Source organism: Photobacterium swingsii (genome assembly GCF_024346715.1).
In the GTDB taxonomy this organism is placed as follows: Bacteria; Pseudomonadota; Gammaproteobacteria; order Enterobacterales; family Vibrionaceae; genus Photobacterium; species Photobacterium swingsii.
The window spans coordinates 461,329-483,710 of the sequence record NZ_AP024853.1 but is presented as its reverse complement, the minus strand read 5'-3'; the positions used below and the strand labels follow the sequence as shown (position 1 = coordinate 483,710).

Annotated in this window: 23 protein-coding genes; 12 read left to right on the top strand and 11 right to left on the bottom strand. The window is 39.7% G+C overall.

Going from position 1 to position 22,382, the window contains the following annotated elements; translation table 11 throughout:
- Nucleotides 1–353: 353 nt before the first annotated feature.
- The 4 genes from OCU77_RS19515 (at nt 354) to OCU77_RS19495 (ending at nt 3,160) form a co-directional block, all read left to right on the top strand.
- Nucleotides 354–1,076, top strand: a complete 723-nt coding sequence (locus OCU77_RS19515) for a DUF5677 domain-containing protein (protein ID WP_048901089.1) — start codon at nt 354–356, stop codon at nt 1,074–1,076.
- Nucleotides 1,077–1,812: 736 nt separating this feature from the next.
- Nucleotides 1,813–2,127 (top strand): N(4)-acetylcytidine aminohydrolase, encoded by a 315-nt coding sequence (yqfB, locus tag OCU77_RS19505; protein WP_048901088.1) that lies wholly within the window; start codon nt 1,813–1,815, stop codon nt 2,125–2,127.
- A gap of 219 nt (nt 2,128–2,346) precedes the next feature.
- The gene (locus OCU77_RS19500) at nt 2,347–2,976 is read left to right on the top strand and encodes a mobilome CxxCx(11)CxxC protein (protein WP_048901087.1); all 630 of its coding nucleotides are present in this window, start codon (nt 2,347–2,349) and stop codon (nt 2,974–2,976) included.
- Nucleotides 2,957–3,160: a hypothetical protein gene (locus OCU77_RS19495; protein WP_107303185.1), complete on the top strand. Its 204-nt coding sequence runs from the start codon at nt 2,957–2,959 to the stop codon at nt 3,158–3,160. The genes OCU77_RS19500 and OCU77_RS19495 overlap by 20 nt, the downstream gene beginning before the upstream one ends.
- A 524-nt stretch (nt 3,161–3,684) precedes the next feature.
- Here the strand turns inward: OCU77_RS19495 and OCU77_RS19490 are convergent.
- Both OCU77_RS19490 and OCU77_RS19485 read right to left on the bottom strand, forming a co-directional pair.
- Nucleotides 3,685–3,882, bottom strand: coding sequence for a hypothetical protein (locus OCU77_RS19490; protein WP_048901141.1), 198 nt, complete (start codon nt 3,880–3,882; stop codon nt 3,685–3,687).
- A gap of 106 nt (nt 3,883–3,988) precedes the next feature.
- Nucleotides 3,989–5,176, bottom strand: a complete 1,188-nt coding sequence (locus OCU77_RS19485; RefSeq protein ID WP_211320084.1) for an IS4 family transposase — start codon at nt 5,174–5,176, stop codon at nt 3,989–3,991.
- Between the two features lie 200 nt (nt 5,177–5,376).
- Here OCU77_RS19485 and OCU77_RS19480 point away from each other — a divergent pair, with 200 nt between their 5' ends.
- Nucleotides 5,377–6,099 (top strand): hypothetical protein, encoded by a 723-nt coding sequence (locus OCU77_RS19480; RefSeq protein WP_048901136.1) that lies wholly within the window; start codon nt 5,377–5,379, stop codon nt 6,097–6,099.
- Between the two features lie 162 nt (nt 6,100–6,261).
- On the opposite strand, the gene OCU77_RS19475 is transcribed toward OCU77_RS19480, so the two are convergent.
- The 3 genes from OCU77_RS19475 to OCU77_RS19465 form a co-directional block, all read right to left on the bottom strand.
- Nucleotides 6,262–7,449: an IS4 family transposase gene (locus OCU77_RS19475; protein WP_211320084.1), complete on the bottom strand. Its 1,188-nt coding sequence runs from the start codon at nt 7,447–7,449 to the stop codon at nt 6,262–6,264.
- A 149-nt stretch (nt 7,450–7,598) separates the two neighbouring features.
- On the bottom strand, nt 7,599–8,102 hold the full coding sequence (locus tag OCU77_RS19470) for an ankyrin repeat domain-containing protein (protein WP_048897943.1): 504 nt from the start codon (nt 8,100–8,102) through the stop codon (nt 7,599–7,601).
- A 1-nt stretch (nt 8,103) separates the two neighbouring features.
- Nucleotides 8,104–8,571, bottom strand: coding sequence for a hypothetical protein (locus OCU77_RS19465; RefSeq protein WP_053111771.1), 468 nt, complete (start codon nt 8,569–8,571; stop codon nt 8,104–8,106).
- A gap of 333 nt (nt 8,572–8,904) precedes the next feature.
- Between OCU77_RS19465 and OCU77_RS19460 the strand changes: the two genes are divergently transcribed.
- Nucleotides 8,905–9,330, top strand: a complete 426-nt coding sequence (locus OCU77_RS19460; RefSeq protein ID WP_048897942.1) for a hypothetical protein — start codon at nt 8,905–8,907, stop codon at nt 9,328–9,330.
- Between the two features lie 132 nt (nt 9,331–9,462).
- Here the strand turns inward: OCU77_RS19460 and OCU77_RS19455 are convergent, their stop codons facing one another.
- Nucleotides 9,463–10,329, bottom strand: coding sequence for an IS110 family RNA-guided transposase (locus OCU77_RS19455; RefSeq protein ID WP_390624781.1), 867 nt, complete (start codon nt 10,327–10,329; stop codon nt 9,463–9,465).
- Between OCU77_RS19455 and OCU77_RS19450 the strand changes: the two genes are divergently transcribed.
- The 3 genes from OCU77_RS19450 (at nt 10,264) to OCU77_RS19440 (ending at nt 11,988) form a co-directional block, all read left to right on the top strand.
- The gene (locus OCU77_RS19450; protein ID WP_162489932.1) at nt 10,264–10,683 is read left to right on the top strand and encodes a hypothetical protein; all 420 of its coding nucleotides are present in this window, start codon (nt 10,264–10,266) and stop codon (nt 10,681–10,683) included. The genes OCU77_RS19455 and OCU77_RS19450 overlap by 66 nt on opposite strands.
- A gap of 88 nt (nt 10,684–10,771) precedes the next feature.
- On the top strand, nt 10,772–11,563 hold the full coding sequence (locus OCU77_RS19445; protein WP_048897941.1) for an aminoglycoside phosphotransferase family protein: 792 nt from the start codon (nt 10,772–10,774) through the stop codon (nt 11,561–11,563).
- A gap of 248 nt (nt 11,564–11,811) precedes the next feature.
- Nucleotides 11,812–11,988 carry a restriction endonuclease subunit S domain-containing protein gene (locus OCU77_RS19440; protein WP_048897940.1) on the top strand — a complete coding sequence of 59 codons (177 nt, stop codon included), beginning with the start codon at nt 11,812–11,814 and terminating at the stop codon, nt 11,986–11,988.
- 520 nt (nt 11,989–12,508) lie between these two features.
- Here OCU77_RS19440 and brnQ (OCU77_RS19435) read toward each other — a convergent pair.
- The 3 genes from brnQ (OCU77_RS19435) to yjjG form a co-directional block, all read right to left on the bottom strand.
- A complete protein-coding gene (brnQ, locus tag OCU77_RS19435; RefSeq protein ID WP_048897974.1) occupies nt 12,509–13,807 on the bottom strand; it encodes a branched-chain amino acid transport system II carrier protein in 1,299 nt (432 codons plus the stop codon).
- A gap of 491 nt (nt 13,808–14,298) precedes the next feature.
- Nucleotides 14,299–15,597 (bottom strand): branched-chain amino acid transport system II carrier protein, encoded by a 1,299-nt coding sequence (brnQ, locus tag OCU77_RS19430; RefSeq protein WP_048897939.1) that lies wholly within the window; start codon nt 15,595–15,597, stop codon nt 14,299–14,301.
- Nucleotides 15,598–15,965: 368 nt separating this feature from the next.
- Nucleotides 15,966–16,646: a pyrimidine 5'-nucleotidase gene (gene yjjG / locus OCU77_RS19425; RefSeq protein ID WP_107302625.1), complete on the bottom strand. Its 681-nt coding sequence runs from the start codon at nt 16,644–16,646 to the stop codon at nt 15,966–15,968.
- 238 nt (nt 16,647–16,884) lie between these two features.
- On the opposite strand from yjjG, the gene ribA reads away from it, so the two are divergent.
- Entirely contained in the window at nt 16,885–17,937 is a 1,053-nt protein-coding gene (ribA, locus tag OCU77_RS19420) for a GTP cyclohydrolase II (protein WP_107302626.1), read from the top strand.
- Nucleotides 17,938–18,019: 82 nt separating this feature from the next.
- On the opposite strand, the gene OCU77_RS19415 is transcribed toward ribA, so the two are convergent.
- The gene (locus tag OCU77_RS19415; protein WP_048897938.1) at nt 18,020–18,778 is read right to left on the bottom strand and encodes a substrate-binding periplasmic protein; all 759 of its coding nucleotides are present in this window, start codon (nt 18,776–18,778) and stop codon (nt 18,020–18,022) included.
- A gap of 78 nt (nt 18,779–18,856) precedes the next feature.
- Here OCU77_RS19415 and OCU77_RS19410 point away from each other — a divergent pair, with 78 nt between their 5' ends.
- Entirely contained in the window at nt 18,857–21,283 is a 2,427-nt protein-coding gene (locus OCU77_RS19410) for a response regulator (protein WP_048897937.1), read from the top strand.
- Here the strand turns inward: OCU77_RS19410 and OCU77_RS19405 are convergent.
- The gene (locus OCU77_RS19405; RefSeq protein WP_048897936.1) at nt 21,280–21,585 is read right to left on the bottom strand and encodes a hypothetical protein; all 306 of its coding nucleotides are present in this window, start codon (nt 21,583–21,585) and stop codon (nt 21,280–21,282) included. The genes OCU77_RS19410 and OCU77_RS19405 overlap by 4 nt on opposite strands.
- Before the next feature lie 204 nt (nt 21,586–21,789).
- Here OCU77_RS19405 and OCU77_RS19400 point away from each other — a divergent pair, with 204 nt between their 5' ends.
- A complete protein-coding gene (locus OCU77_RS19400; RefSeq protein WP_048897935.1) occupies nt 21,790–22,038 on the top strand; it encodes a GlsB/YeaQ/YmgE family stress response membrane protein in 249 nt (82 codons plus the stop codon).
- Nucleotides 22,039–22,382: the final 344 nt, after the last annotated feature.

Here is a 22,382-nt window from a genome sequence, read left to right as displayed (position 1 = left end):
CTGCGTTGTTATCAATTTCATTGCAAATGTAAGGTGCGGCTTCACTAGGTAAACCATAGTGCTAACTTCATCGTAGCCGCTATTTTGTGGATAAACGCGCAGTAATTTTCGTGGTTATAGGTTTGAATTTGTCTGCTTTGAGTTGAGTGTTTGTCGCGCTTAATCAGCGTCTTTTTTAATTGCATTTCATCATGGCAGGCAAGCTGCTTCACCCAAGTCGAATGGCCGGGTAACAAAGGCATTAATGTGACGCCTGACACTCGGCGGTTTTGGTTTGAAGTGTATTTGGTTTTGTAAGTTTAGCGTTGGCGCACCTTATGCCAAGGCGTTAAGTGTATTAGTAGGATTCTTTAATGAAAGAAATATTGTCAGAAGCGATTACATTTTCATTGAAAAATGTATCAAACTTTGAGTTTAAAGATAGAGATGAAAAACAGGTATACTCTGTAGCTATTTATTGTTCAATAATCGAGTTGGCACAGTCTTTCTTTACCCTTATTGATACCAGAAATTCGACGGGATCTTTATCTATATATCGAACCTTTCTTGAAAATTATATAGACTTAAAAAACTTAAAGCTTCACGAGTCATATGAAAATGAGCTTGCTTTTCAAAATCTTGTTTCAATGAAAGAGTCCCTAGAAGCGGCAAAGAAAGGTAATGTGTTTCTTACCCCTTTAAAAAAGCATGCAAAAGAAAAGCTGCCAGAGCTACGTGCTGATATAAAACGATTAAAAACAATAGATGATAAACCTTTAAGTATTTTCAAAAAATTCAAATTAGCAGGAATGACATCTGAATATCTTGGCTTCTATCCCAAGCTATGTGCGGAAGCTCACTCTAGTGTATCTGCGATATTAGATCGCCACATTGAAGTAAATAAAATTAATGATTCATTAGATATAAGCATTTTTAAAGAGAAGCCCGAAGACGAATATTACTACTATCTTTGCAACATGGCACAGCACCTGTTGGATGCAGGTGTGATTCTTTGTCAAATCTTGGCAGATGAACGGATTAATCAATTTGTGGAACAGCGTGATTTAGTCAAGGTAAAGGTGGAAAAATACACTTAACAAACTGTTCAAGAGGGATTCGCAACGCGTGGCATTTTTACTATGCGTTGGTATTAGTGTTTAAGGTGGAATGCGGCGGCTTCGGTATTGCGTTGCTCACCCCTTAACAGGGCGTTATGGCTACAAAAGATAGTCGTATTTGAAGCTCGATATTCTGAAATATTGGCAGCGATTTGCATAGGTTAAAAAGCGATAAGGCTGGCAATCCTATGGTAGCTTCACTGATGTTTAACTACTTGTTTAGTAGCTTTTTATCAAGAGCAACCACTTCCCCAACATCAGTTAAGGGGGTAGCTTTCATAATCTCATCAGTTATTCGTATTTCCCTTCCACTCTACAACGCGCAGCTAGTTATCTCTGCTTGATCCAGCAAAAATCATATTCATTTGTCTAACGTAAAAGTGGCGCTATTTCTAAAAGCAACGTTAACTATCAACAATATGATTTTAAACAATAAACTTGTAAAGTTCTCTTATCGTTAAGCACTTGGTGGTATATCATGCGTGCGAGCAGAAAACTACATACTTTGCTTGGCGGTAGCGTGGGAAAATTGAACACCATACGCTCAGAAAAGTAGCCATAACAAAGCCATCAATACGACCATCAACGCTCGGCATTCTAGGTCTGAATTGGCAATGGTGTTTTCGGTGGTCTCATCAACATAATCGTAATACGTTGCGGCGTATTATGGCGAGCGTTATATGCTTGGAAGAATCAGTAAGGAAGCAGGTGTTTAATGGTGAACAAAATTACATTTTTCACAAGGCTAGAGCACCAGATTCTTTCTGGTAAAAAGACTGCAACGATTAGGGATAAATCTGAAAGCCATTATTACCCAGGGCAGGTTGTTGAAACATTTACTCACGAAGATGGGCGGAAAATCTGTAGACTAGAAATTGTCGGTGTTGAGCATGTGAACTTTAACAAACTCAACAGAAAGCACGCAAAAGCAGAAAATCTTCCATTTGTCTTCATGCTCAAATGGATTTTGCGAAAGATCTACCCAACAGAAAAAAGCTTGTGTTATATAAGCTTCAAAGTCGTTGATTAACAAGTCTGCAAGCTATGAAACCCCTTGAGCCACGCATATAACAAACTGTTCAAGAGGGATTCGCAACGCGTGGCATTTTTACTATGCGTTGGTTTAAGTGATTAAGGTGGTATGCGGCGGCTTTTGTATTGCGTTGCTCACCCCTTAACAGGGCGTTATGTTACTAATTTAAATTGGGGTTGATATTAAGTTGTTTGCATTAAACTTAAGTGAGAGTTAATGGTGGAAAATACAGTTGAAACTGTAAATCTTGATCGTAATGAGATCAAAGGCACAATTGAGCATATGGAGTTCCTTTCGTATGGAACAATACAGGTTTTTGAGCGACGATCTAATCGTTTAAAAATCCTGAGAGCTTGGTTAACTTTTTTAGGTATTGTCTTACCCGTAACTATTGGGGGGATGTATCTTTCTTTTGGGCAAGGCGATGAGTTGATGGGACTCATTGTTAGTATTGCAGGGATTGTTGGTGTTATTCAGTTAATACTCTCCACATGGGCTTTGGTTTCAGGGTGGGATAGTAAATATGAAGCATCAATTAAAGCAGTTCAAGGGAATACAAGTATATATAATCGTTGTAAACGGTTTGTAAGTACTCCTCCTGAAGATGATTCGGAATTTCTGAGGTTATATAATCAGATTTTAAACGATGCTGAGAGTCAAGAGTTAGCAGATTTAACTCAACATATAACAAATGCAGAAAAGAATTATGCATATGTATCTGCATTAAGTTATTACGACCGTGCATGTCATGCTTGTAATCAAAGTCCAAACGAATCAATAAAACAAAGATACTGTTCTAGTTGTGGTCAAAAAAAGGTAAAGGAAAATGAGTCAAAAAGTAGCTGATATTCTTCTGGCTGTTTCTCAATTAAATAACGCTGAAAAAGCAGAGTTATTACACCGAATTGGTAATGGTGGTTTTGGTGGAAGAATTCCAGGTAACGAAGAGTTCAGAAATAAAGGAGAAGGAATGGATGCAATTAATTTTGCACCACGAAGCCGAGGTAAATGTCCAGCCTGTGGACGTTAAAGTAACATAACAAAGCAATTAAGGTGATGCTTTTTACTCGGCATTTTTGGTAAAAAGTTCGGTGTGCTTTGCTAGTTCAGTGGGGCACACCTTATTGCAGGCGTTACCCGACTTGGTTGAGTTCTTTTTGTGTACTTTACTCCGCGATCGCTGTGAACTGGTCAATATCAGTGAAATCTGCATGCAGTAAGAATCGTTCATCGGTCATAGCGGTTTCTTATTTTTTGAATTTCTCAACGACTTGCGTGAATATTCGCTGGTAACCGCGCCAACTTCTGTAGTTGGTATTAACCATGGTTCGGCCGTGGCGGTTGATGCTCTGCGTACTTACTCGTTCTTAAATTTCTCAGCTATTGCCGCGCCATTTTCGAGGATAGCCGCTTTCAATATTGTGGTCGGTGCGTTGGCAGGGAAGTGGTTACATTTTGGTGGTTGCCGCAAATATTCGAACTGTGGGTGTTGTTCGCGGCTTTAGTTGGGCTGCCTTTTAATCAATATTGGCACGCGTTTCGGGTTCATCTTTTCTAGGTAAACCATAATGCTAACTTCATCGTAGCCGCTATTTTGTGGGTAAACGCGCAGTAATTTTCGTGGTTATAGTTTTGAATTTGGCAGCCTTGAGTTGGGTGTTTGTCGCGCTGAATCAGCGCAGTTTTCAATTGCATTTCATCATGGCAGGCAAGCTGCTTTAGCCAAGTCGAACGGCCGGGTAACAAAGGCATTAAGGTGACGCTTAACACTCGGCGGTTTTGGTTTGAAGTGTATTTGGTTTAGTAAGTTCAGCGTTGGCGCACCTTATGCCAAGGCGCTGGCGGATCCCCACATAATTTACGCACGATAATTGTTCCTTGCCATTAGAATTAGGGTGGATTGCGCCCAGCGTATTGCTGGTTCATTGATGTGATATTCCAGCTTTCGGAAGACCTCTTTTCCTAGCCTTACAAATGATAAAACGCGCCTGTCTTTTACTGAATTTGCCTGAAAGTGGCGGTGCCAACCGTTATGTTCTGCAATTATTCCAAACCACCAATAGACCATAAAAGCGAGCAGACCAATGAGCAGTAAAATGTCGAAGCGCTTAGGGTCATGAGTGCGGCTTTGGCGTAAGCCAAAACCATATTGTGGACTTTTTAAGTCTCGGAATGTTTCTTCAATTTGCATGCGTTTGGTATAGAGCCTGACGATACATCGAGATGAAAATATATTGGTTGGGATATTAGTCGCTAGCAGCCAAGGCTCTAGTGCTGACTTTTTATGGACTGCCTGGGCGGAGAAGTGTTCTCGACCTTTTGGCCGGTCTTTACGTTTTTTAGGTGTTTGTTTTTTATAGAGATGAAGATGACATTGCAATGGGTTTCGCTTGGCTAGCTGTGTGAATCCGACATATTTAGGTTTGCTATTCGCTTGATTAAACAACAGCTTGATGTGTTGCCATTGGTTTTTTATTAAGACGTTTACATCTCCTCTTACGCGTCCAAGATAACACCAACCCATGTCATTAACTTGTCTAAACCATGTATTACGAAAGCCAGCATCAGTCACGATGATAGGGATGACATGCGAGGGTAAAACAGCTTTAAAGTTATCGAGAAACTGTTGATGACTACGTGGAGAGTTGTAGTTTTTGAAGGTAAAAGTTTGCTCGAAAAGCGTAACAGAACGACCATCTACAGCAATAGATGCTCTAAGTACCATGAGTCGTTCGTATTCGCGGATATCAGCCCAATCGACTAAGACAATAGGCTGTGTATTGATCGAACAAAATTGATGACAGTGCCACCGATAAATATCGAGTCTGTCATGGTGCAGGTGATTATTACCTAATAAACGGTCAACGCGCTTAATACAGTGTTTCGTTTTGGCCTTTGAAGGAAGAGAACGTCCTAGCAAAGTCAGTGTAAGTGCATCATTACTAAGCAATGATTGCACCGAGTCCATGAGTGATTTTAGTCTTTTTTTGTGAATGTTAGGGCATTGATTTTCCAGCGACTCGTGTAGTATTTGAATATCACGCATCTTGCTTTCAATCTTTTGTGTTTGTGGTGAATTCATTAGATCAGAAGGTAAGGTGCGTGTCTACTTATTGAACTACAAAGGTATTTTGTGGGGATTCGTAAGGCCAAGGCGTTAAGTGCTAGTCAAATCAAACGGTATGATGTACAGTATGTGGTTTAATTATACATAAGTTAAGTTGAAACACTTTGTAAGGAAAGTTAGTGAAATTACTTAAAAAGATACTTAAATGGTTTGCTATTATATTTATAGTTCTTCCTATTAGTCTTGGTATTATTATAAGCTTGCTTAGTGACCAAGAAACTGCGCCCGAGAATCAACTAGTTCAAAAAGAATCAAGTCTTACAAAGTCATCTAAACCTAGCTATCAAATCGAACCTAAGTTTATACGTAATTATGAGTTTTTGAATATTCTAGGAGGGGAAGAAGAAGCCCCAGGTGTTGAGTTTTTTAATTATCACAGTCAAGACCCTGAGTTTACAGGTTTTTACGTTTTATATTTAGATGGCTCAATTGGTGAATATTATAATATTGATAGCATAGGAATGAGAAATGTAACAGTTCCTAAAGAACACTTGAACGATATTATTAATACATTGATAGCGGTACAGGATAACTTTATTGCTATAAAAGCGAAAGATTTTTCGTCTATAGCTGGCGAGTGTATAAAAGAAAATCAGCATATATACGATAGTAATATTGAATACTCTGTTTGTGCTTATGAAAATAATAAAAAATCATATAGCGCTTCATTTCAATATGGTAATTCTTTAACGGGAATGGCAAACTTCAGCTTTACAAGCTCTAAGTTGGATTCTTTAAATGAGATGATCACCATACTCACAGCTGAGTCTCAACCGACGAAAGAGCATAAAAAGCTATTGATAGATTATTATAATAAAATAAACTCGGTTAGTATTCTTTAGACTTATATTGTTAATTATTCGCACTTAACAAAGCCATCAAAACGACCACCAACGCTCGGCATTCTAGGTATGAGTCTGCTTCGGTGTTTTCGGTGGTCGTATCAACGTTTTTGTAATGCGTTGTGGCGTATTATGGCAGGCGCTGGCGGATCCCCACATAATTTACGCACGATAATTGTTCCTTGCCATTAGAATTAGGGTGGATTGCGCCCAGCGTATTGCTGGTTCATTGATGTGATATTCCAGCTTTCGGAAGACCTCTTTTCCTAGCCTTACAAATGATAAAACGCGCCTGTCTTTTACTGAATTTGCCTGAAAGTGGCGGTGCCAACCGTTATGTTCTGCAATTATTCCAAACCACCAATAGACCATAAAAGCGAGCAGACCAATGAGCAGTAAAATGTCGAAGCGCTTAGGGTCATGAGTGCGGCTTTGGCGTAAGCCAAAACCATATTGTGGACTTTTTAAGTCTCGGAATGTTTCTTCAATTTGCATGCGTTTGGTATAGAGCCTGACGATACATCGAGATGAAAATATATTGGTTGGGATATTAGTCGCTAGCAGCCAAGGCTCTAGTGCTGACTTTTTATGGACTGCCTGGGCGGAGAAGTGTTCTCGACCTTTTGGCCGGTCTTTACGTTTTTTAGGTGTTTGTTTTTTATAGAGATGAAGATGACATTGCAATGGGTTTCGCTTGGCTAGCTGTGTGAATCCGACATATTTAGGTTTGCTATTCGCTTGATTAAACAACAGCTTGATGTGTTGCCATTGGTTTTTTATTAAGACGTTTACATCTCCTCTTACGCGTCCAAGATAACACCAACCCATGTCATTAACTTGTCTAAACCATGTATTACGAAAGCCAGCATCAGTCACGATGATAGGGATGACATGCGAGGGTAAAACAGCTTTAAAGTTATCGAGAAACTGTTGATGACTACGTGGAGAGTTGTAGTTTTTGAAGGTAAAAGTTTGCTCGAAAAGCGTAACAGAACGACCATCTACAGCAATAGATGCTCTAAGTACCATGAGTCGTTCGTATTCGCGGATATCAGCCCAATCGACTAAGACAATAGGCTGTGTATTGATCGAACAAAATTGATGACAGTGCCACCGATAAATATCGAGTCTGTCATGGTGCAGGTGATTATTACCTAATAAACGGTCAACGCGCTTAATACAGTGTTTCGTTTTGGCCTTTGAAGGAAGAGAACGTCCTAGCAAAGTCAGTGTAAGTGCATCATTACTAAGCAATGATTGCACCGAGTCCATGAGTGATTTTAGTCTTTTTTTGTGAATGTTAGGGCATTGATTTTCCAGCGACTCGTGTAGTATTTGAATATCACGCATCTTGCTTTCAATCTTTTGTGTTTGTGGTGAATTCATTAGATCAGAAGGTAAGGTGCGTGTCTACTTATTGAACTACAAAGGTATTTTGTGGGGATTCGTAAGGCCAAGGCGTTATGGCTAAAATAGGCCGATCGAAATCAGCCTTATTATTAAGCATTTTCATCTAGCATCTTCAACATGTTTATGCGATGTGTTGTTGGGTTTTGTTTGATTAATCGGTGTATGAATTCTTCTAAATTTTCATTTGATGTGGGGTGCTTTGCTTCAATATTTGCTCCATTTTTGATTAAAAAAGTAAATGCTTCTATATCATCCATTAGAGCTGCGCTATGTAACGGCGGTAGGTGTTGGTCGTCATGCTTATTGATGCTGTTAATATTAACCCCTTGGTTAATTAGCGATTTTGCAACTCTAAACTTATTGTGAGTATTCGCATTTAATATAGTTGTGATCCCATGCTTATCATTGACTTCATTTATATAATCATCACTAACACCAATGTGCTCAATATAAAGAGTACATGAATTTTGATTGAGAAAAATAATATTGCTTCCAAGAGAGCAAAGAACTATTCGTTCGTCACTTATTGACGAGATTAAAGCCGAAATGATAAGTGAGAAGACTATAATGAATAGCGATAACTTTTTAAACATATTAAGCTATAACCTTAAGTTTTTTATTGTTCGGCAATATGTAATTTGGTCTTATTAATGGTGTGCTTGAATTCATTGCAATATCATTAATGAATTGATGTAATCGTGTTTTGTGCTTTATTCGTAATGCATTGATTACAAACTCATATATCTTTATTTGTCTCAAGTCACTTTTTGTTGCATGTTTAAAATAATGAGTCGCAAATCCTTTGGCAACTTTTTGTATAACCTTTTTGATTGAAAGGGTTGGATTTACGGTGCTTTCCCAAAGGCTCTGAATAAAGCCTATTTTAAATGAAGCATCAACAGCTTCTATAAGTAAAGCTTGTGCAAAACCTCTGACTCTATTGTCAATTACAATGTTGTCAATGAGCGATTTTTCAGTACCAGAAAAAATAAATAAAAGTATTTCTTTTGTTTCTTCTTCATTGAATTTTAGTTCATGAACATCGAATTTTTGCAAGTACATAACTTTTCCTTTATTAATGGATGTTGTTTTTTATAACTTGCAATTAATGTTGTAAATGATTATTGCTTAAGATTTTTTGCATAATGGATTGATCACCGATTTTCATGAAATATGACATTGTCAGTTTCTTCTCCTTGAAGGTTCTATCACAGAATAGCCATAACAAAGCCATCAAAACGACCACCAACGCTCGGCATTCTAAGTCCGAATTGGCTGTGGTGTTTTCGGTGGTCTATCAACATTACCGTAATACGTTGTGGCGTATTATGGCGAGCGTTATGGCAATGTTAACTCTATAGCTGTCTAGTTTTTACTACAATTAATGGAATTAACTTGAGTATAAACAACAGCGAGGTGGCGATGAATCGGTTTATAACGTGGCTAGGAGGTACTGTCTTTGCAGCTGTTTTGGCAATGTCACTTGGTTGGATTACCAACCCGTTTGATAAGCGATGTAATTTTGAGGGTACTACTATTTATATTTATCATTCGGCAAAACAACGAGGACTTGCTGCATCGATAGAAGATAAATTATTTAATTGCAATGTGGATGTGCAAGTTAAGAGTAGTAGTTATCCACAAGAAGAACCAAATTTAAGATATTATGTCGAAAGCGACAAAGAGAAAGCTATACAACTACAACGTGTTATCAATGCAGCTGTTAGTGAACATGCAGAGTTGAATGTCAGATTTGAGCTTAATAGTCGTGTTGATGCTATGAAAGTTGATAGAGAAAATCGCTTTCATGTGTATTTTTGATGTTAAAAGTAATAATGACTGTATTTGATTACATTCAAGTACTTCTAGCTGCATCTTTACCAGTTTCGATTTGCCACTTTTGAATCTACAAATCATTGCCATAACAAACGACTATGGCGTCAATAGTTAAATTTAAGCTGTTTTGGTATCCCATAAGGCGCCATCTCTCAGCATGGAGTTTAGGATGATAACCATCTTCCTGACGCAGGCGATGATGGCCACTTTTTTGGGTTTTCCTTCAGACAGTAGTCGTTGATAGGTGCTCTTAAATACCGGGTTACACTGCATGGCAGACATCATTGCCATGTATAAAACAGTTCTGACCTGAGGTCCCCCGCCTTGTATTTTTCTGAGCCCTTTATAGCGCCCACTTTCCCGACTCATGGGCGCGACACCGACGAGGGCTGCGGCTTGTTTGTTGGTGATATAGCCGAGTTCGGGAAGGTTGCTAATAATAGATGCAGCGGCAATTTTTCCGATACCGGGCATGCTTTGTAGTAGTTCATTTTTGGTCTGATATTCAGGGCAGCTTTCAATCAGCGCTACGATTTTCTTTTCAGTCTTTTCGATCTGATTTTTGAATGCCGTCAAGATTGGCTTGATGGTCATAGCTAGGTGTTTGGGCAGAATTTGTAGTCGATTCTTTTCCATAGTTTGCATTGAGAGAAGCTGATTTCTTCGGATGACCAAATCCGCCATAAGCCGCATAGATTCAGGCTTAAGCTGGGTTAATTCTGGCTGTATTGCATGGGCATAGTGAGCGATAAGCTTGGCATCGAGTTTATCAGTTTTAGCACGTTGACCGATGGCGCCGGCAAAGCGCTTGACGTGAACCGGGTTGGCAATCACGTAAGGAATATTGGCGTCGGCACAGGCAATAATAAAGGGCATTTCTAATCGGCCAGTGGCTTCAATAACGACACGTTGCGGCGAGTGCTGCTTGGGAGTGAATTTATAGCGACATGTGATTGGGAGGCTATACAATACGAGCCAGGTTATACCGGTTATAGTTACGCAACGTTAGTCCCGAAAGGTGCGGAAATTGATGAGCAGTATGTAATTAATCGGTTTGAGATTCCTTGTGATGATACTTGGGAGTTGACTCGTGTTTTTGTACAGCATCCAGATTTAGGCACCTTGTATTATCCAGTCTTTTCGATAGCAGGGTATGAAGCCACAATGTCGGGACATGCGTTAGATGATGCTTTTAAATCGCAAATGCTTGTACATAGTCAAATATATTCTTCTGGTGAGCTTCAATCTGAATGGACCAACAGCTTGAGCTTGTTAATGATGTGGGTCGCAATACCAATATGGCTACTAACTGGTGTTATGTCAGTTTTTGTAAAATAAAAACTTTAACCTAGCTTGCACGGCGTGCAGTCGAACTTTTACAAGTTATTTTGTTATAGCGCAACCTTATTCATAAACAAGGAGAGTTATGGAAGATCTAAAAGGTGGTCGAGAAGGACTGATCCATCGTTCAGATGATAAGGTCTATCGACCAAGTGGGTTTTGGTCTCAATCCATTCATAAGCTTTTGCTTCACTTAAAGAATGAGAAATTTAACTCTGCTCCGAAATCATTTGGTTTCGATAGTCGTGGTAACGAGATCGTATCTTACGTATCAGGTGACGTTTACAATTATCCTTTAGTTGGTGCTATTTCATCGACTGAAGCATTATGTTCAGCGGCTTTACTTTTGCGTAAGTATCACGATGTGACAGCGTCCTTTGTTCAGAGTAAAAACTGCAATGATTTAGCATGGCTTTTACCTGCAAGGGAGCCTCAAGAAGTAATTTGTCATGGTGATTACGCCCCATACAATGTTGCATTGAGCGGAAATACCGTTGTTGGTATCTTTGATTTTGATACCGCACACCCAGCTCCTAGAATTTGGGATGTGGCTTATGCCGTTTATTCTTGGTCACCATTTAAAACTAATCCACATGATTCGTTAGGTGATCTGCCTAAACAATCAGCTCGTGCAAAACAGTTCTGTGATTCTTATGGTTTATCTTATGCGGATCGTACACAGTTAGTTGATACCATGATATCGCGTGTTCAAGCCTTGGTCGACTTTATGCGTGATGAAGCCACTAAAGGTAATGAAGCATTTATTGCGAATATCAAAGATAGTCATCATTTGGCTTATTTAGCAGACATTGAATATTTAGAACGAAATAAAGAGCAAATTACAAACTGCCTGGTAGCTAACAATCACGATGCATAGTTAATAAGCTTACATTTTAAACCACTATTTGTGATGACTTCTTGAAATCAGCCCTTTGCACAGAAGGTAAAATGTAAACCTAGTGATAGGATGAGGCATTATTTTCACTATTATTTAAATAGATATGGAGAAATCTGTATTTTAATTAGACAGTTAGCGGCTTTCCCACTGTGTAAAGAAAGGGAGCAATTCTAATTTGGATGGATTACGTTATACTCAGGACAGAATTTGTATTAGTGAGATAAATCATGCTTGATAATCTATCAATTGATCCTGAAGCGATCAAAAAAGAACCTGAATTACCGATTCCAACATTGGAAGAGCAACAAGCGATAGTTGCTGAGTTAAAGCGTTTAGAAGATGCTGGTGAACTGACGCCTGAGATTCTATCAGACTTCATGACAGGCAAACGTAAGCCTGAGTAAGCATGAGTCTTCTAAGTGGCCGCTAGATCATAGTGTTCATGATAGAACATACACATTTTAACAAGTAAAAACGGCCACTATGAGTGGCCGTTTTTTATTTGGAGTGTGATAAAAGTACTATTTATCCTTGTGTCACTATATGGATTTGTGCACAAGGTCAAAATTTAAAAGTGATGAATGCATCGCAAAATGATGAAGGGTTCATTCTTGTGCATTGGGTTTTATAGTAATTTACTTGCTGTGAATTTAGTGGAAAGAGAGCAATCCCATGCGATGGTTATTCGATTTTAAAGGAATGAAAACACGCTATAAAATCATAAAGAAGCAGCATAGTTACTTTCTTTATGAGCGAAAGTTTTTCTGTATATGGAGAACAGATGGTTGTGTATATCAATCAAAACATGATGCGAGTAGTGCTATTCCCTATTGATGCCAGAATGGGTGCAGTTTGCATTCGATGTTGCTTGGCTCAAAAAATCCCCTGGTACTGAGTGCACAGGGGATTTTTATATGTATTTTATCAGGCAGTGCAGGTTTTTTGCTGATTGATGAAAGACCGCAGTGAATTCACACTAAGCACGACTAAGCAAGGTATTAGCCAGCTAGCATGTGCATTGTATAGTGGAAGCATATCTTGTAACTGGCTATGAGCAACACTTGGCATTAAGTCTAGGATAGACAGCGCATCAAGGGCGCCGAATACTAAGGTCACAACAAGAACAGAAACATGACTTGGTTTGAAGGCTGAGTTGATTGAGCTAACAAAAGAAGCCATTACCAGTGCGATAGCGATAGGGCACAGAAGCAAAATAGCCGGTAGACTAACTTGAATGATCTGTGCAAGGCCAAAATTGGCAACAATGCATGTAAGTGTCACAACAATGACAGATGTTAGTGCAAACGGTGCTTTGAACGATGAACGGTAATATTCTGCGCTCGCGTTTGTTAGCCCTACCGTTGTTGTTAAGCATGCCATGATGATGATAGCGGCAAGTAATACTTGGCCATACTCGCCAAAGATACCATGCACATAAAGTGTTAAGATCTCACCACCATTTGTTGCACCATTTGCGACAGTGCTTGATGTTGCTCCAACATACCCCATCGCGAGGTAACAAGCGCCCATGAGTACTGCATAAATCCCAGCGACATAAAGTGATACGCGTGCTACATCCTTTGGTGCTGTAACACCCTTGGCGTTAATTGCTTGAATTATCACCCAGCCAAAACCGACAGCAGCGATACCATCCATTGTCATATAGCCTTGGATTAAACCATGTGTAACCGCACTATTTTGGTAATCAGCACTTGGTAACTGAGGCGCACCTAAAGGTGATATAAGGGCAGCAACTGAGAGTGCGATTAGCATTAAGATCAATGCGGGTGTCATAAACTTACCAATGTAATCAACAAGCTTGCCAGGTGTGAAAGCAAGTAGCAAAGTGACAGCGCAAAAGATAAGAGTAAAAACAAGTAGGTAATCACCATCTACAAAAGGTTTAATGCCCATTTCATAAGCAACGGTTACCGCTCTTGGCATACCAAAGGCAGGACCAATCGAAGTAAACAGCAAAACCCAAAATGTTTGACCTAGCCACGGTGGTAAGGATTTGGTTAGGTTGTTTGTATTAGCAATACGGCCCAAAACAATTAAGGTAAACGCTGGCAGGCCGACCGCCGTGATCAAAAAGCCCATCATAGCTGGTAATAGGTTTGTTCCAGCTTCAAGTCCCATAGAGGGTGGGAAAATTAGATTACCAGCGCCAAGAAAAAGGGCGAATGTCATTAAGCCTATGGCGAGTAAATCTTGTGTTTTCAATGTCGTATTCATTGACTGTCCTACAATCTGTGTTGTGTGAACCGTCTAACGAGCTAATGAAGGGATAAAGTAAATATAGAGGGATACTACCTTTCCATCAGCTCGGCTGACGGAAAGTTATCACCGTCAGCCTAGCGAATAATCGCTAGAATAATGATGATAATTGAGTTTGTTGCGCGCACAGCTAACTCAGTCTTATATGAGTTTTTTTCAATGACTTTAGCTGTAAGTGAAAACATGATGAACCTATATTCAATTTCGGCAACGCATTTACAATATGCGTAATAATGCGAGATGTAAAGTGTTACCTTGAACAAAAGACTAACTTTTATTGAAAGCTTATTTTGCTTGATATGCTAGCGTGATAATTGAGCGATTAACACTATTGCGTGTGATATTAAACCTATTGGCCTCACTGGAACTCGGGGGCTGAAGGGAAGGAGATAACTAAGTTACCGCCAGCGTGAATTATCTGGCGGTAACTTGTGCTGTTATGCCGTTTCAGTGTTTGCTATTTGCGAACGGAGCTTAATATTCAAACCTACAAAGATGAACACAACAGGGATAAGCCAGCTTAAGTGGTATTCGTAGAGAGGTAACCACTGATTAAGCTGTGTGTTAATCGCATTGGGAATCATATCTAACACAGCAAAGGCATCTATGCTGCCAAAAATAGTTGCAGCAATCACCACTTTGCTTTGCTGGCCTGTTTTAACAACATGTTTGGGCAAAAAGATAATGCTTAGGATCAGTGCGATTGCGATAGGACAAAGGATCAAGATTGCAGGTAAGCTTACGGTTATGATTTGCTCTAAGCCCACATTTGAAACCGCCGCGGTTAGAGCGGTTACAACGATAGCACTACGATGAAAGGGAGTCTTGTATGTATTACGGTAGTACTCAGCATTTGCATTTGTTAAACCAACGGTTGTTGTTAAGCATGCCATTAAAGTAATACCCGCAAGGAGTAATTGACCCGCATACCCAAACTCACCAGCAGCGTAACGCGTTAGGATTTCACCACCATTGGCAGCATTCGGAGCGATAGTGGATGACGTTGCTCCCAAGTATCCCATCGCTAAGTAGCAAAGTGACATAAGTGCAACATAAATAAGCGCAATCCATTTACTGTATTTCATTAGGTCAGCTTTACTGGTAACGCCTTTACTCTTGATGGTGTTAATGATCACCCAACCAAAAGCAACAGCTGCAATGGCGTCTAACGTCATGTAGCCTTGGATCAGTCCGTTAACAACAGGTTGCTCAAGGTAATCTTGTGTTGCGGGTAAGCTAGTACCTAGTGGATTAACAAGCGCAGCTACAGCCAAAAGGGTTAACATAGCGATGAGTGTCGGTGTCATTATTTTACCGATGTAATCGAGCAATTTACCTGGTTTCAAAGCTAATGCTAAGGTGATGGCACAAAAGATGATAGAGAAAGGCAGCAGTAAATTAGCGTCTGTAAAAGGTTTAATACCCATCTCGTAAGCGACAGTAACAGCACGAGGAAGAACGAATGCAGGGCCTAAAGTCGTTAATACTAAAAACCAGAAGGTGCGGTTCATCCAAGAAGGGAGTGCACTCGTTAATTTTTCCGCAGATGAAAGGCGGCCTAAGACTAGAATAGTAAGGGCTGGTAAACCAACGGCTGTTAGTAAGAAGCCCGCAATAGCGACTAACCAGTTTTCACCAGCTTGCTGTGCCATTAGTGGTGGGAATATGAGATTTCCTGCTCCGAGGAACAGCGCAAAGGTCATAAAACCTATCGCTGCTAAATCACGCTTTTTCATGAACTAACCTTTTATTGTAATGTTTGCATTTAGGTCAGCTTGGCGTGGGGAAATGTAGATTTGTCACTATTTCATCAGCCAGGCTGACGAAATAATTTATCTGTCAGCGTTAGTGAGAGACCACGACGACGACAGAGACCACAGTGTGAGACGCATTCGAAAGTGCGCTTGAGCATACGTTTTTGCTGTTAGTAAATAACATTGGCATGATCCACATCTGTGTTTAGTAAGAATGACCACAACATAAAGGGATATGTTGTGGTTGTAAAGTATTAAATTTCGATAGGTTATTTTGAGTATATGCGCCCAGTGCAGTGAATTTGTCTTATTGGATTACTCAATGCTGCTTATTGCTTAGCTTCGTTGTGTTAGTAATGTGTTTTTAGCATTGAATGCAGTTCGTTCAGAGAACTGACTTGGTAGCAGGGTTTTACGCCATCTGGGGTAGGCAGCCCAATAGCATTTAACCAACAAGTAGAAATTCCGACATTATTACCGCCTAAAATATCTGAGTGTGGGTTATCGCCAACCATTAAGACATCACGTTTGTCTGGGTTTCCCATTTGCATAAAAGCATGTTCAAAAATTCCCCGGTCTGGTTTTGCAACACCGACTTGCTCAGAAATAACTAAAGTAGAAAAGTGTTCAGCTAAACCAGTGCGCTCTAGTCTAATTTGCTGAAGCTCAGTAAAACCGTTAGTTATGATGCCTAATTGCACTTTTCCCTTCAGAAAGTCTAATAGTTCTTTTGCACCGGGTAATGGAGCACAAATATCGGCCATAGCAGTTAAAAATGCGCTGTTAAGCTCAGCTGTTGTGACCTCTAGCTTATGTGCCCAAGATTCAAAACGTGTGTGCTGCAGTTCTTGAGCTGTAATTTTCCCATCTTGATAGTCAACCCATAGTGGCTTATTCACTAATTGATAATGCGCAAAGTCATCTTGGCTAAAAGATATGCCGAACCGACTAAACATGAGTTTTAAGCCTTCGTAGGCATCAAAGTGAAATAACGTTTCATCCGCATCAAATAGAATCCATTTGAAGTTCATTCTTTATCCTTCTGTAATGCAAATCAAGGTGAGCTTTTGTTCTTATATTTGCGTGTTTTTCGTTATTTTAAGTTGCATTGGCGTGCGCGGCAATTCTAATGAATAAAATCGTCAAATGCTACATGATGAATATTAAATGGACTAGACTATAAATTGTGTCGATAAAAACAGGCATATTTGTAGAGTCTAAAAGACATATCATGGCTAGGGATACTGTTAACGTTATGGAGTAACCAGAATGGTAGACGAAATATTCTTTTATGAGCCTCACGATGATCATGGATTTTTATCCAATTTTGCCGCAAGCCCAATATCATTAAGCGATATAGTATGGCCAACGAGTGAACATTATTACCAAGCACAAAAGTTCACTGATAGAAGCATCCAAGAGCATATTCGTAATGCAGCCACACCCGATGAAGCGTTTAACTTAAGCCGTCAATATCAAGATAGAGTCAAGCCAGATTGGATGGAAGTAAGAACGACGGTTATGCGCTTTGTTGTTTTTGAAAAATTCCGTCAAAACCCTAAATTGACCCACCAACTTGTTTCCACTGGAACTCGTGTAATCAAAGAGCACTCACATAAAGATGCCTTTTGGGGAGACGGTGGTGATGGAAAAGGCCAGAACGAACTTGGTAAAATTTTAATGGAAGTACGTAGCCACTTTGCACAGCAAGAGCCTTTTAATCATGTCCATTTTGTTGATAGTGCAAAGTTACCGACACAGTGGGGAACCTTCCAAATGTATGGTTTTACGGAGGTTTCTACCGGGAAAGAGCACTTAGCTTTAGTTTATGGTGAGTTAGACCCTGAAACGCCACCACTTATCCGTTTACACTCGGAATGCTTGACTGGTGATGCGTTATTCAGTGCTCGATGTGACTGTGGTTTTCAGCTAGCGAGAGCAATGGAAAATATCGTTCAAGCTGGTAGTGGCGTACTTTTTTATTTACGACAAGAAGGGCGTGGAATAGGGCTGATTAATAAGATTCGCGCTTATCACTTACAAGATCAAGGTGCAGATACAGTTGAAGCGAATGAGCAATTAGGCTTTAAAGCGGATATGCGTGACTATACCTTTTGCCGGGGGATGCTGAGTTTTCTTGAAATAAAGTCAGTGAGGCTTATGACTAACAACCCTCGAAAAGTAAATGCGCTTAAAAATGCAGGGATAGAAATTACCGAGAGAGTGCCATTACAAGAGGGTAATAACCCTCATAATCAAGGGTATTTGAAAACAAAAGCAAATAAACTTGGGCATATGTTTGATAAAAACTTTGTGGGTTGATTTATTTCATTGAATTAAAAAAAGGCGCTTGATATAAAGCGCCTTTGTTGTTTTAGAATAGGATAGTGAAATAATGCATACTTTAAATGTACTTGTTGACGATAATATCGAGTTCACCGCTATCTTTCATTGATTTTAAACGTGAGTTTATAAAAGATTGAATCGATTTATCCATATTAGGATCTAATGCTAAATAAATAGGATAGTCAGGAATAACCTTATTAAAGGACTGTGTTTTGTATTGCTCGTTATCTAAGCCTAATTGTGAGAAATTGTATTTTATACGTGAATCCATTTCTACAAATGCAGCGTCACCCTGTAACTTTTTAACAATGCGAAAAGCAGCTTGATAATCCTTAACTCGGAGCTCTTCGATATCACCTGACTTGATGTAGGGAGTCAGTTGAGGGTAATCAAACCCATGAAGCAAAACAACTATTTTGCTGTTCATGTCCTTCATGTCAGTAAAAGTAAATTCATTCTTTTTACTGCTTAAAAGAACATGCTTGACGGTATAAATTGGCTCTTCTGATAGGTTTTCAGCCTGTACGCCTCCCCAAGAGGGGCTACCATAAGTGATCCAATTGGGCTGTCCACCATCCTCAAGAATTGAGATCATTCGATTAAAAGGGTATGAGTGATAGTTAATCGCATAACTGCTGCCTTCAAAAACTTTTTTTACAATGTCAGTTACTATACCACTGTGCTGGTCGGCTTTATTTTCTATCTGAAAAGGTGCAGCTTGCTTTGAAATTACATAATAATTGACGTCTTTTGCAGAGGCTATTGTTGTAGTAAAGGAAAGTAATGCTGAGATGGATACTGTTATGAGCTTTATCATTAAAAATCCCTTTTTATCAATTCCATTTGACTGTCTATTATTAGATTAGTTGAAGAAAAAATAAGTGTGAGTTTAAGGATGAACAAAACGCATCAGGATCACAATAAGTCGAGAAAGTTGGGGCTTGCTAAGCAAATGCTTATTTATATATTACTTGTCAGTAGTGTATTAACGCTTTTTACGACAGGTATTAATCTGTATTTGGATTATCAGCGTGATTTAGTCGGTATTAATGACCACCTAGACCAAATAAAAGAGACGTCGTTAGCCAGCCTTACATCGAGTTTATGGGTTGAGGATCGAGAGCAATTACAGTTGCAAGCAGAAGGGATTTTTCAGCAGCCACAGATCCACTATTTAGTAATAAGGGATGGAGATGGCGTTATTCTTCAGCTAGGGGAGGAATTACAAAAGTACAAACATGAAAAATCATGGCCAATGACGTTCGCAACTGGTAGCCGAGAATTTGCGTTAGCGACATTAACTGTGCAATCAGATTTGTACCAAATTTATGATGGTCTTCTTAGTAAGTTTCTGATTTTACTTGTTTCTCAGGCAATAAAGATTTTCTTTGTGGCTGCATTTATTCTGTTTATTGTGTATCACGTCATTGTTAGGCACCTTGCGCAGATGTCATCCGTTGTGAGTGAGTTTGATGAAAGACAGCTTCCCCGTTTTTTGATGCTAAAAAAACGCTTCTTTAATGATGAAATTACCACATTACAAGAAAGCTATAATCGCTCCGTGGCACGTATCCGTGATCATTATGATGAGCTTGAGCAAGCGAAGGAGCAAGCTGAAAACGCCAATAATAAAAAGAGTGAATTTTTGGCAAACATGAGCCATGAGATCCGAACGCCTATGAATGGAATCATTGGTCTTTCATCGTTGTTGCAGGGGATGCCTTTAAGATCAGAACAGAAAGAGTACGTTGATATGCTGCATTCGTCGTCTTTGTCTTTGCTCGATTTGATCAACGATATACTCGATTTTTCAAAAATCGAATCAGGCCAAATGGTCCTAGAGAATACCCATCTTAACTTGTTTGAGCTTAATAAAGACGTTGAAAATATCTTCCTTGTGAAAGCTGCTGAAAAAGGCTTGCAATTACAGTGCTCAATCGATCGACGCATTTCCCCTATGTTAATCGGTGATCCAACGCAACTGCGACAAGTGTTGGTTAATTTAGTGAGTAACGCCATTAAATTTACTGATAAAGGGTATGTCCAATTAAACATACACTACGTCTCAGAAGGTGATGAGGGCATAAAGGTTAAGTTTGAAGTGCTTGATAGTGGTATTGGTATACCGGCTGATAAACACCAAACGATTTTCGAAAAATTTCAGCAAGCTGACGGCAGCACTACCCGTGAATATGGAGGGAGTGGCTTAGGTTTAGCGATTTGCCAGCGTGTCGTGTCATTAATGGGAGGGGAGCTATGTGTTCAAAGTGAAGTGAACAAAGGTAGCCAATTTTATTTCACTCTTGATTTTGCGCAAGATCAGCGAGCAAACCCAAATGGAGCAACAAATAAGGATAATTCACTGAAAGGAGCAAAAGTGTTGCTGGTGGATGATCGCATGATGAATATGCGAATTACGTCAGCTCAGCTTTGTGGCTTTGGTGCGAATTCTATTTGTTGTGAAGATGCACAACTGGCGGCACAGTTTATTGATGAATCAATTAAGAATGGATCACCCTTTAACTTGGTTTTGCTCGATAAATGGATGCCTGTCATGGATGGCTTTATGTTAGCGGCGCAGTTACGCCAGCAATTTGGTAAGCAGTGCCCTGTGATGATGATGATCACTGCAGGCCCTGATCAGGCTGACGCTGATAAAATGACTTCTGCTGGCATCTCTGCAATTTTGACCCGTCCGTATAAAGAATCGGACCTAAAATGGCAGGTTGAACAAGTATTACAAGGAATGACTCACCAATCTTCCTTGCCGAGCGAAAAGGAAAAGCAAGATGACAGTCTTGAAACTATCGATAAGCAGCCAATTCCACGGCGAGATGAAAGTGGAACACCGACAGTATTGACGTTAGAGAAAGTGGCACCAACTGAGAAAGTCGCTTTACAAGAGAAGGAAGAACCAGCCAGTAAAGGGCATGTTCTGGTGATTGAAGATACCTTAGTGAATCAGAAAGTGGCGAAAATGATGCTTGAGAAGATAGGTATGACAGTCACTGTTGCATCAAACGGGCTTCTTGGAGTAGAGCAATTTGAAGCAAACAAATTTGATTTAATCTTAATGGATTGTCAAATGCCTGTCATGGATGGTTTTGACGCCACTCGGCGTATTCGGGCCATAGAGGCGGAAAGGGCTGATGTTGATGCGGTTCCAATCATAGCGCTAACGGCAAATGTGCTAAAAGAAGAAAGAGATAAGTGTTTTGAAGCGGGTATGGATGATTTTCTTGCCAAACCCGTCAATCAAAAGTTATTGCGTGAGACTGTGCTTAAATACGTAAAGCAATCAGAGCAGACAGTTGCTCATTAATTCATCGCAACTGTTTCAGCGGCAGCATTCATGTCGTTATATAAGTCGACAGAAATGGTCATTGTATTTTGTTGTGCATTTTCAGAAATATCACTAATGACATAGTAATCCGACTCATTGCTTTGCAGTGAGTCATCAACAAGGCGAAGTAAGCTCGCATTGATATTACCTGTAATTTCAATGGTTTCTATGTGTGCGTATTGACCAAACTCTATTTCTACTGGTGACATTAATTCTGGCGCGGCAGTGGCGTAAGTGCTGAGTAAAGCGAAAACTGTTGCGATGAGGCGTTTCTTAAACATGATTTGTCTTGTTGAGTTGGTGCATGAATAATGAGTGTGCCCGAAGCGATTAACCCAATTGTCAGTGCTGAGTAAAAAGTCCGGCTCATATTTGAAAAGGATTATTGGTGATTCAACGACTACGTTTAGTGTTAGCGCGATACTAACTTCGTGTGGAATTGCAGAGTTGGTACTGCTATCTCTCTTGGTTATGGTGGAGGTGATATGGGTATTTTTTCGTGGATTATTTTAGGTTTAATTGCAGGGGCGTTAGCTAAGTGGCTAATGCCTGGCAAAGATGGCGGCGGCATTGTGATGACAATGATTTTAGGTGTCTGCGGTGCTTTTGTTGGTGGCTGGTTGGGCTCCTTTATTGGCTTGGGCAGTGCAGATGGCGTGAATATAGGGAGTATAATTACAGCGACACTTGGCGCCTTTGTCTTACTCTTTCTCTACAATCGCTTTGTTAAATAGACCGTGAGAACAAGGTGAAATCAATGCCTTTCTGGTTCTAAACTATCGCTTAATTTGATGCAGCATGTACAACGCGTGCTGCATTTTTATTTTCAAGCAGATACTCTTCTTTTTTCCTTCGTCCCTCTGATTTTCATTCAAATCTTCTTTTTTAGCGTCGATATGTAAACCTTTTAATTATTTTTATTGCGAATTATTTTGTTGGTTCGCTGGGTGTAAATTGGAACACATCCAAAATAACGCATGTAAAATTTACATGATAGTTACATTTGGCTTGGTTGAGTGTCTAACTCTGAGATGTTTTTTTAGCCAAAGAAAAAAGATTAGCTAACAATAAGAACTGA

Excerpts from the sequence above, each read along its gene's own strand:
- OCU77_RS19440 (WP_048897940.1), top strand. The coding sequence starts at position 11,812 with ATGCTTGATAATCTATCAATTGATCCTGAAGCGATCAAAAAAGAACCT.
- OCU77_RS19490 (WP_048901141.1), bottom strand. The coding sequence starts at position 3,882 with ATGCCTTTGTTACCCGGCCGTTCGACTTGGCTAAAGCAGCTTGCCTGC.
- OCU77_RS19495 (WP_107303185.1), top strand. The coding sequence starts at position 2,957 with ATGAGTCAAAAAGTAGCTGATATTCTTCTGGCTGTTTCTCAATTAAAT.
- OCU77_RS19400 (WP_048897935.1), top strand. The coding sequence starts at position 21,790 with ATGGGTATTTTTTCGTGGATTATTTTAGGTTTAATTGCAGGGGCGTTA.
- OCU77_RS19475 (WP_211320084.1), bottom strand. The coding sequence starts at position 7,449 with ATGCGTGATATTCAAATACTACACGAGTCGCTGGAAAATCAATGCCCT.
- ribA (WP_107302626.1), top strand. The coding sequence starts at position 16,885 with ATGGTAGACGAAATATTCTTTTATGAGCCTCACGATGATCATGGATTT.
- OCU77_RS19485 (WP_211320084.1), bottom strand. The coding sequence starts at position 5,176 with ATGCGTGATATTCAAATACTACACGAGTCGCTGGAAAATCAATGCCCT.
- OCU77_RS19415 (WP_048897938.1), bottom strand. The coding sequence starts at position 18,778 with ATGATAAAGCTCATAACAGTATCCATCTCAGCATTACTTTCCTTTACT.
- brnQ (WP_048897939.1), bottom strand. The coding sequence starts at position 15,597 with ATGAAAAAGCGTGATTTAGCAGCGATAGGTTTTATGACCTTTGCGCTG.
- yjjG (WP_107302625.1), bottom strand. The coding sequence starts at position 16,646 with ATGAACTTCAAATGGATTCTATTTGATGCGGATGAAACGTTATTTCAC.
- OCU77_RS19500 (WP_048901087.1), top strand. The coding sequence starts at position 2,347 with ATGGTGGAAAATACAGTTGAAACTGTAAATCTTGATCGTAATGAGATC.
- yqfB (WP_048901088.1), top strand. The coding sequence starts at position 1,813 with ATGGTGAACAAAATTACATTTTTCACAAGGCTAGAGCACCAGATTCTT.
- OCU77_RS19465 (WP_053111771.1), bottom strand. The coding sequence starts at position 8,571 with ATGTACTTGCAAAAATTCGATGTTCATGAACTAAAATTCAATGAAGAA.
- OCU77_RS19515 (WP_048901089.1), top strand. The coding sequence starts at position 354 with ATGAAAGAAATATTGTCAGAAGCGATTACATTTTCATTGAAAAATGTA.
- OCU77_RS19445 (WP_048897941.1), top strand. The coding sequence starts at position 10,772 with ATGGAAGATCTAAAAGGTGGTCGAGAAGGACTGATCCATCGTTCAGAT.
- OCU77_RS19405 (WP_048897936.1), bottom strand. The coding sequence starts at position 21,585 with ATGTTTAAGAAACGCCTCATCGCAACAGTTTTCGCTTTACTCAGCACT.
- OCU77_RS19470 (WP_048897943.1), bottom strand. The coding sequence starts at position 8,102 with ATGTTTAAAAAGTTATCGCTATTCATTATAGTCTTCTCACTTATCATT.
- OCU77_RS19410 (WP_048897937.1), top strand. The coding sequence starts at position 18,857 with ATGAACAAAACGCATCAGGATCACAATAAGTCGAGAAAGTTGGGGCTT.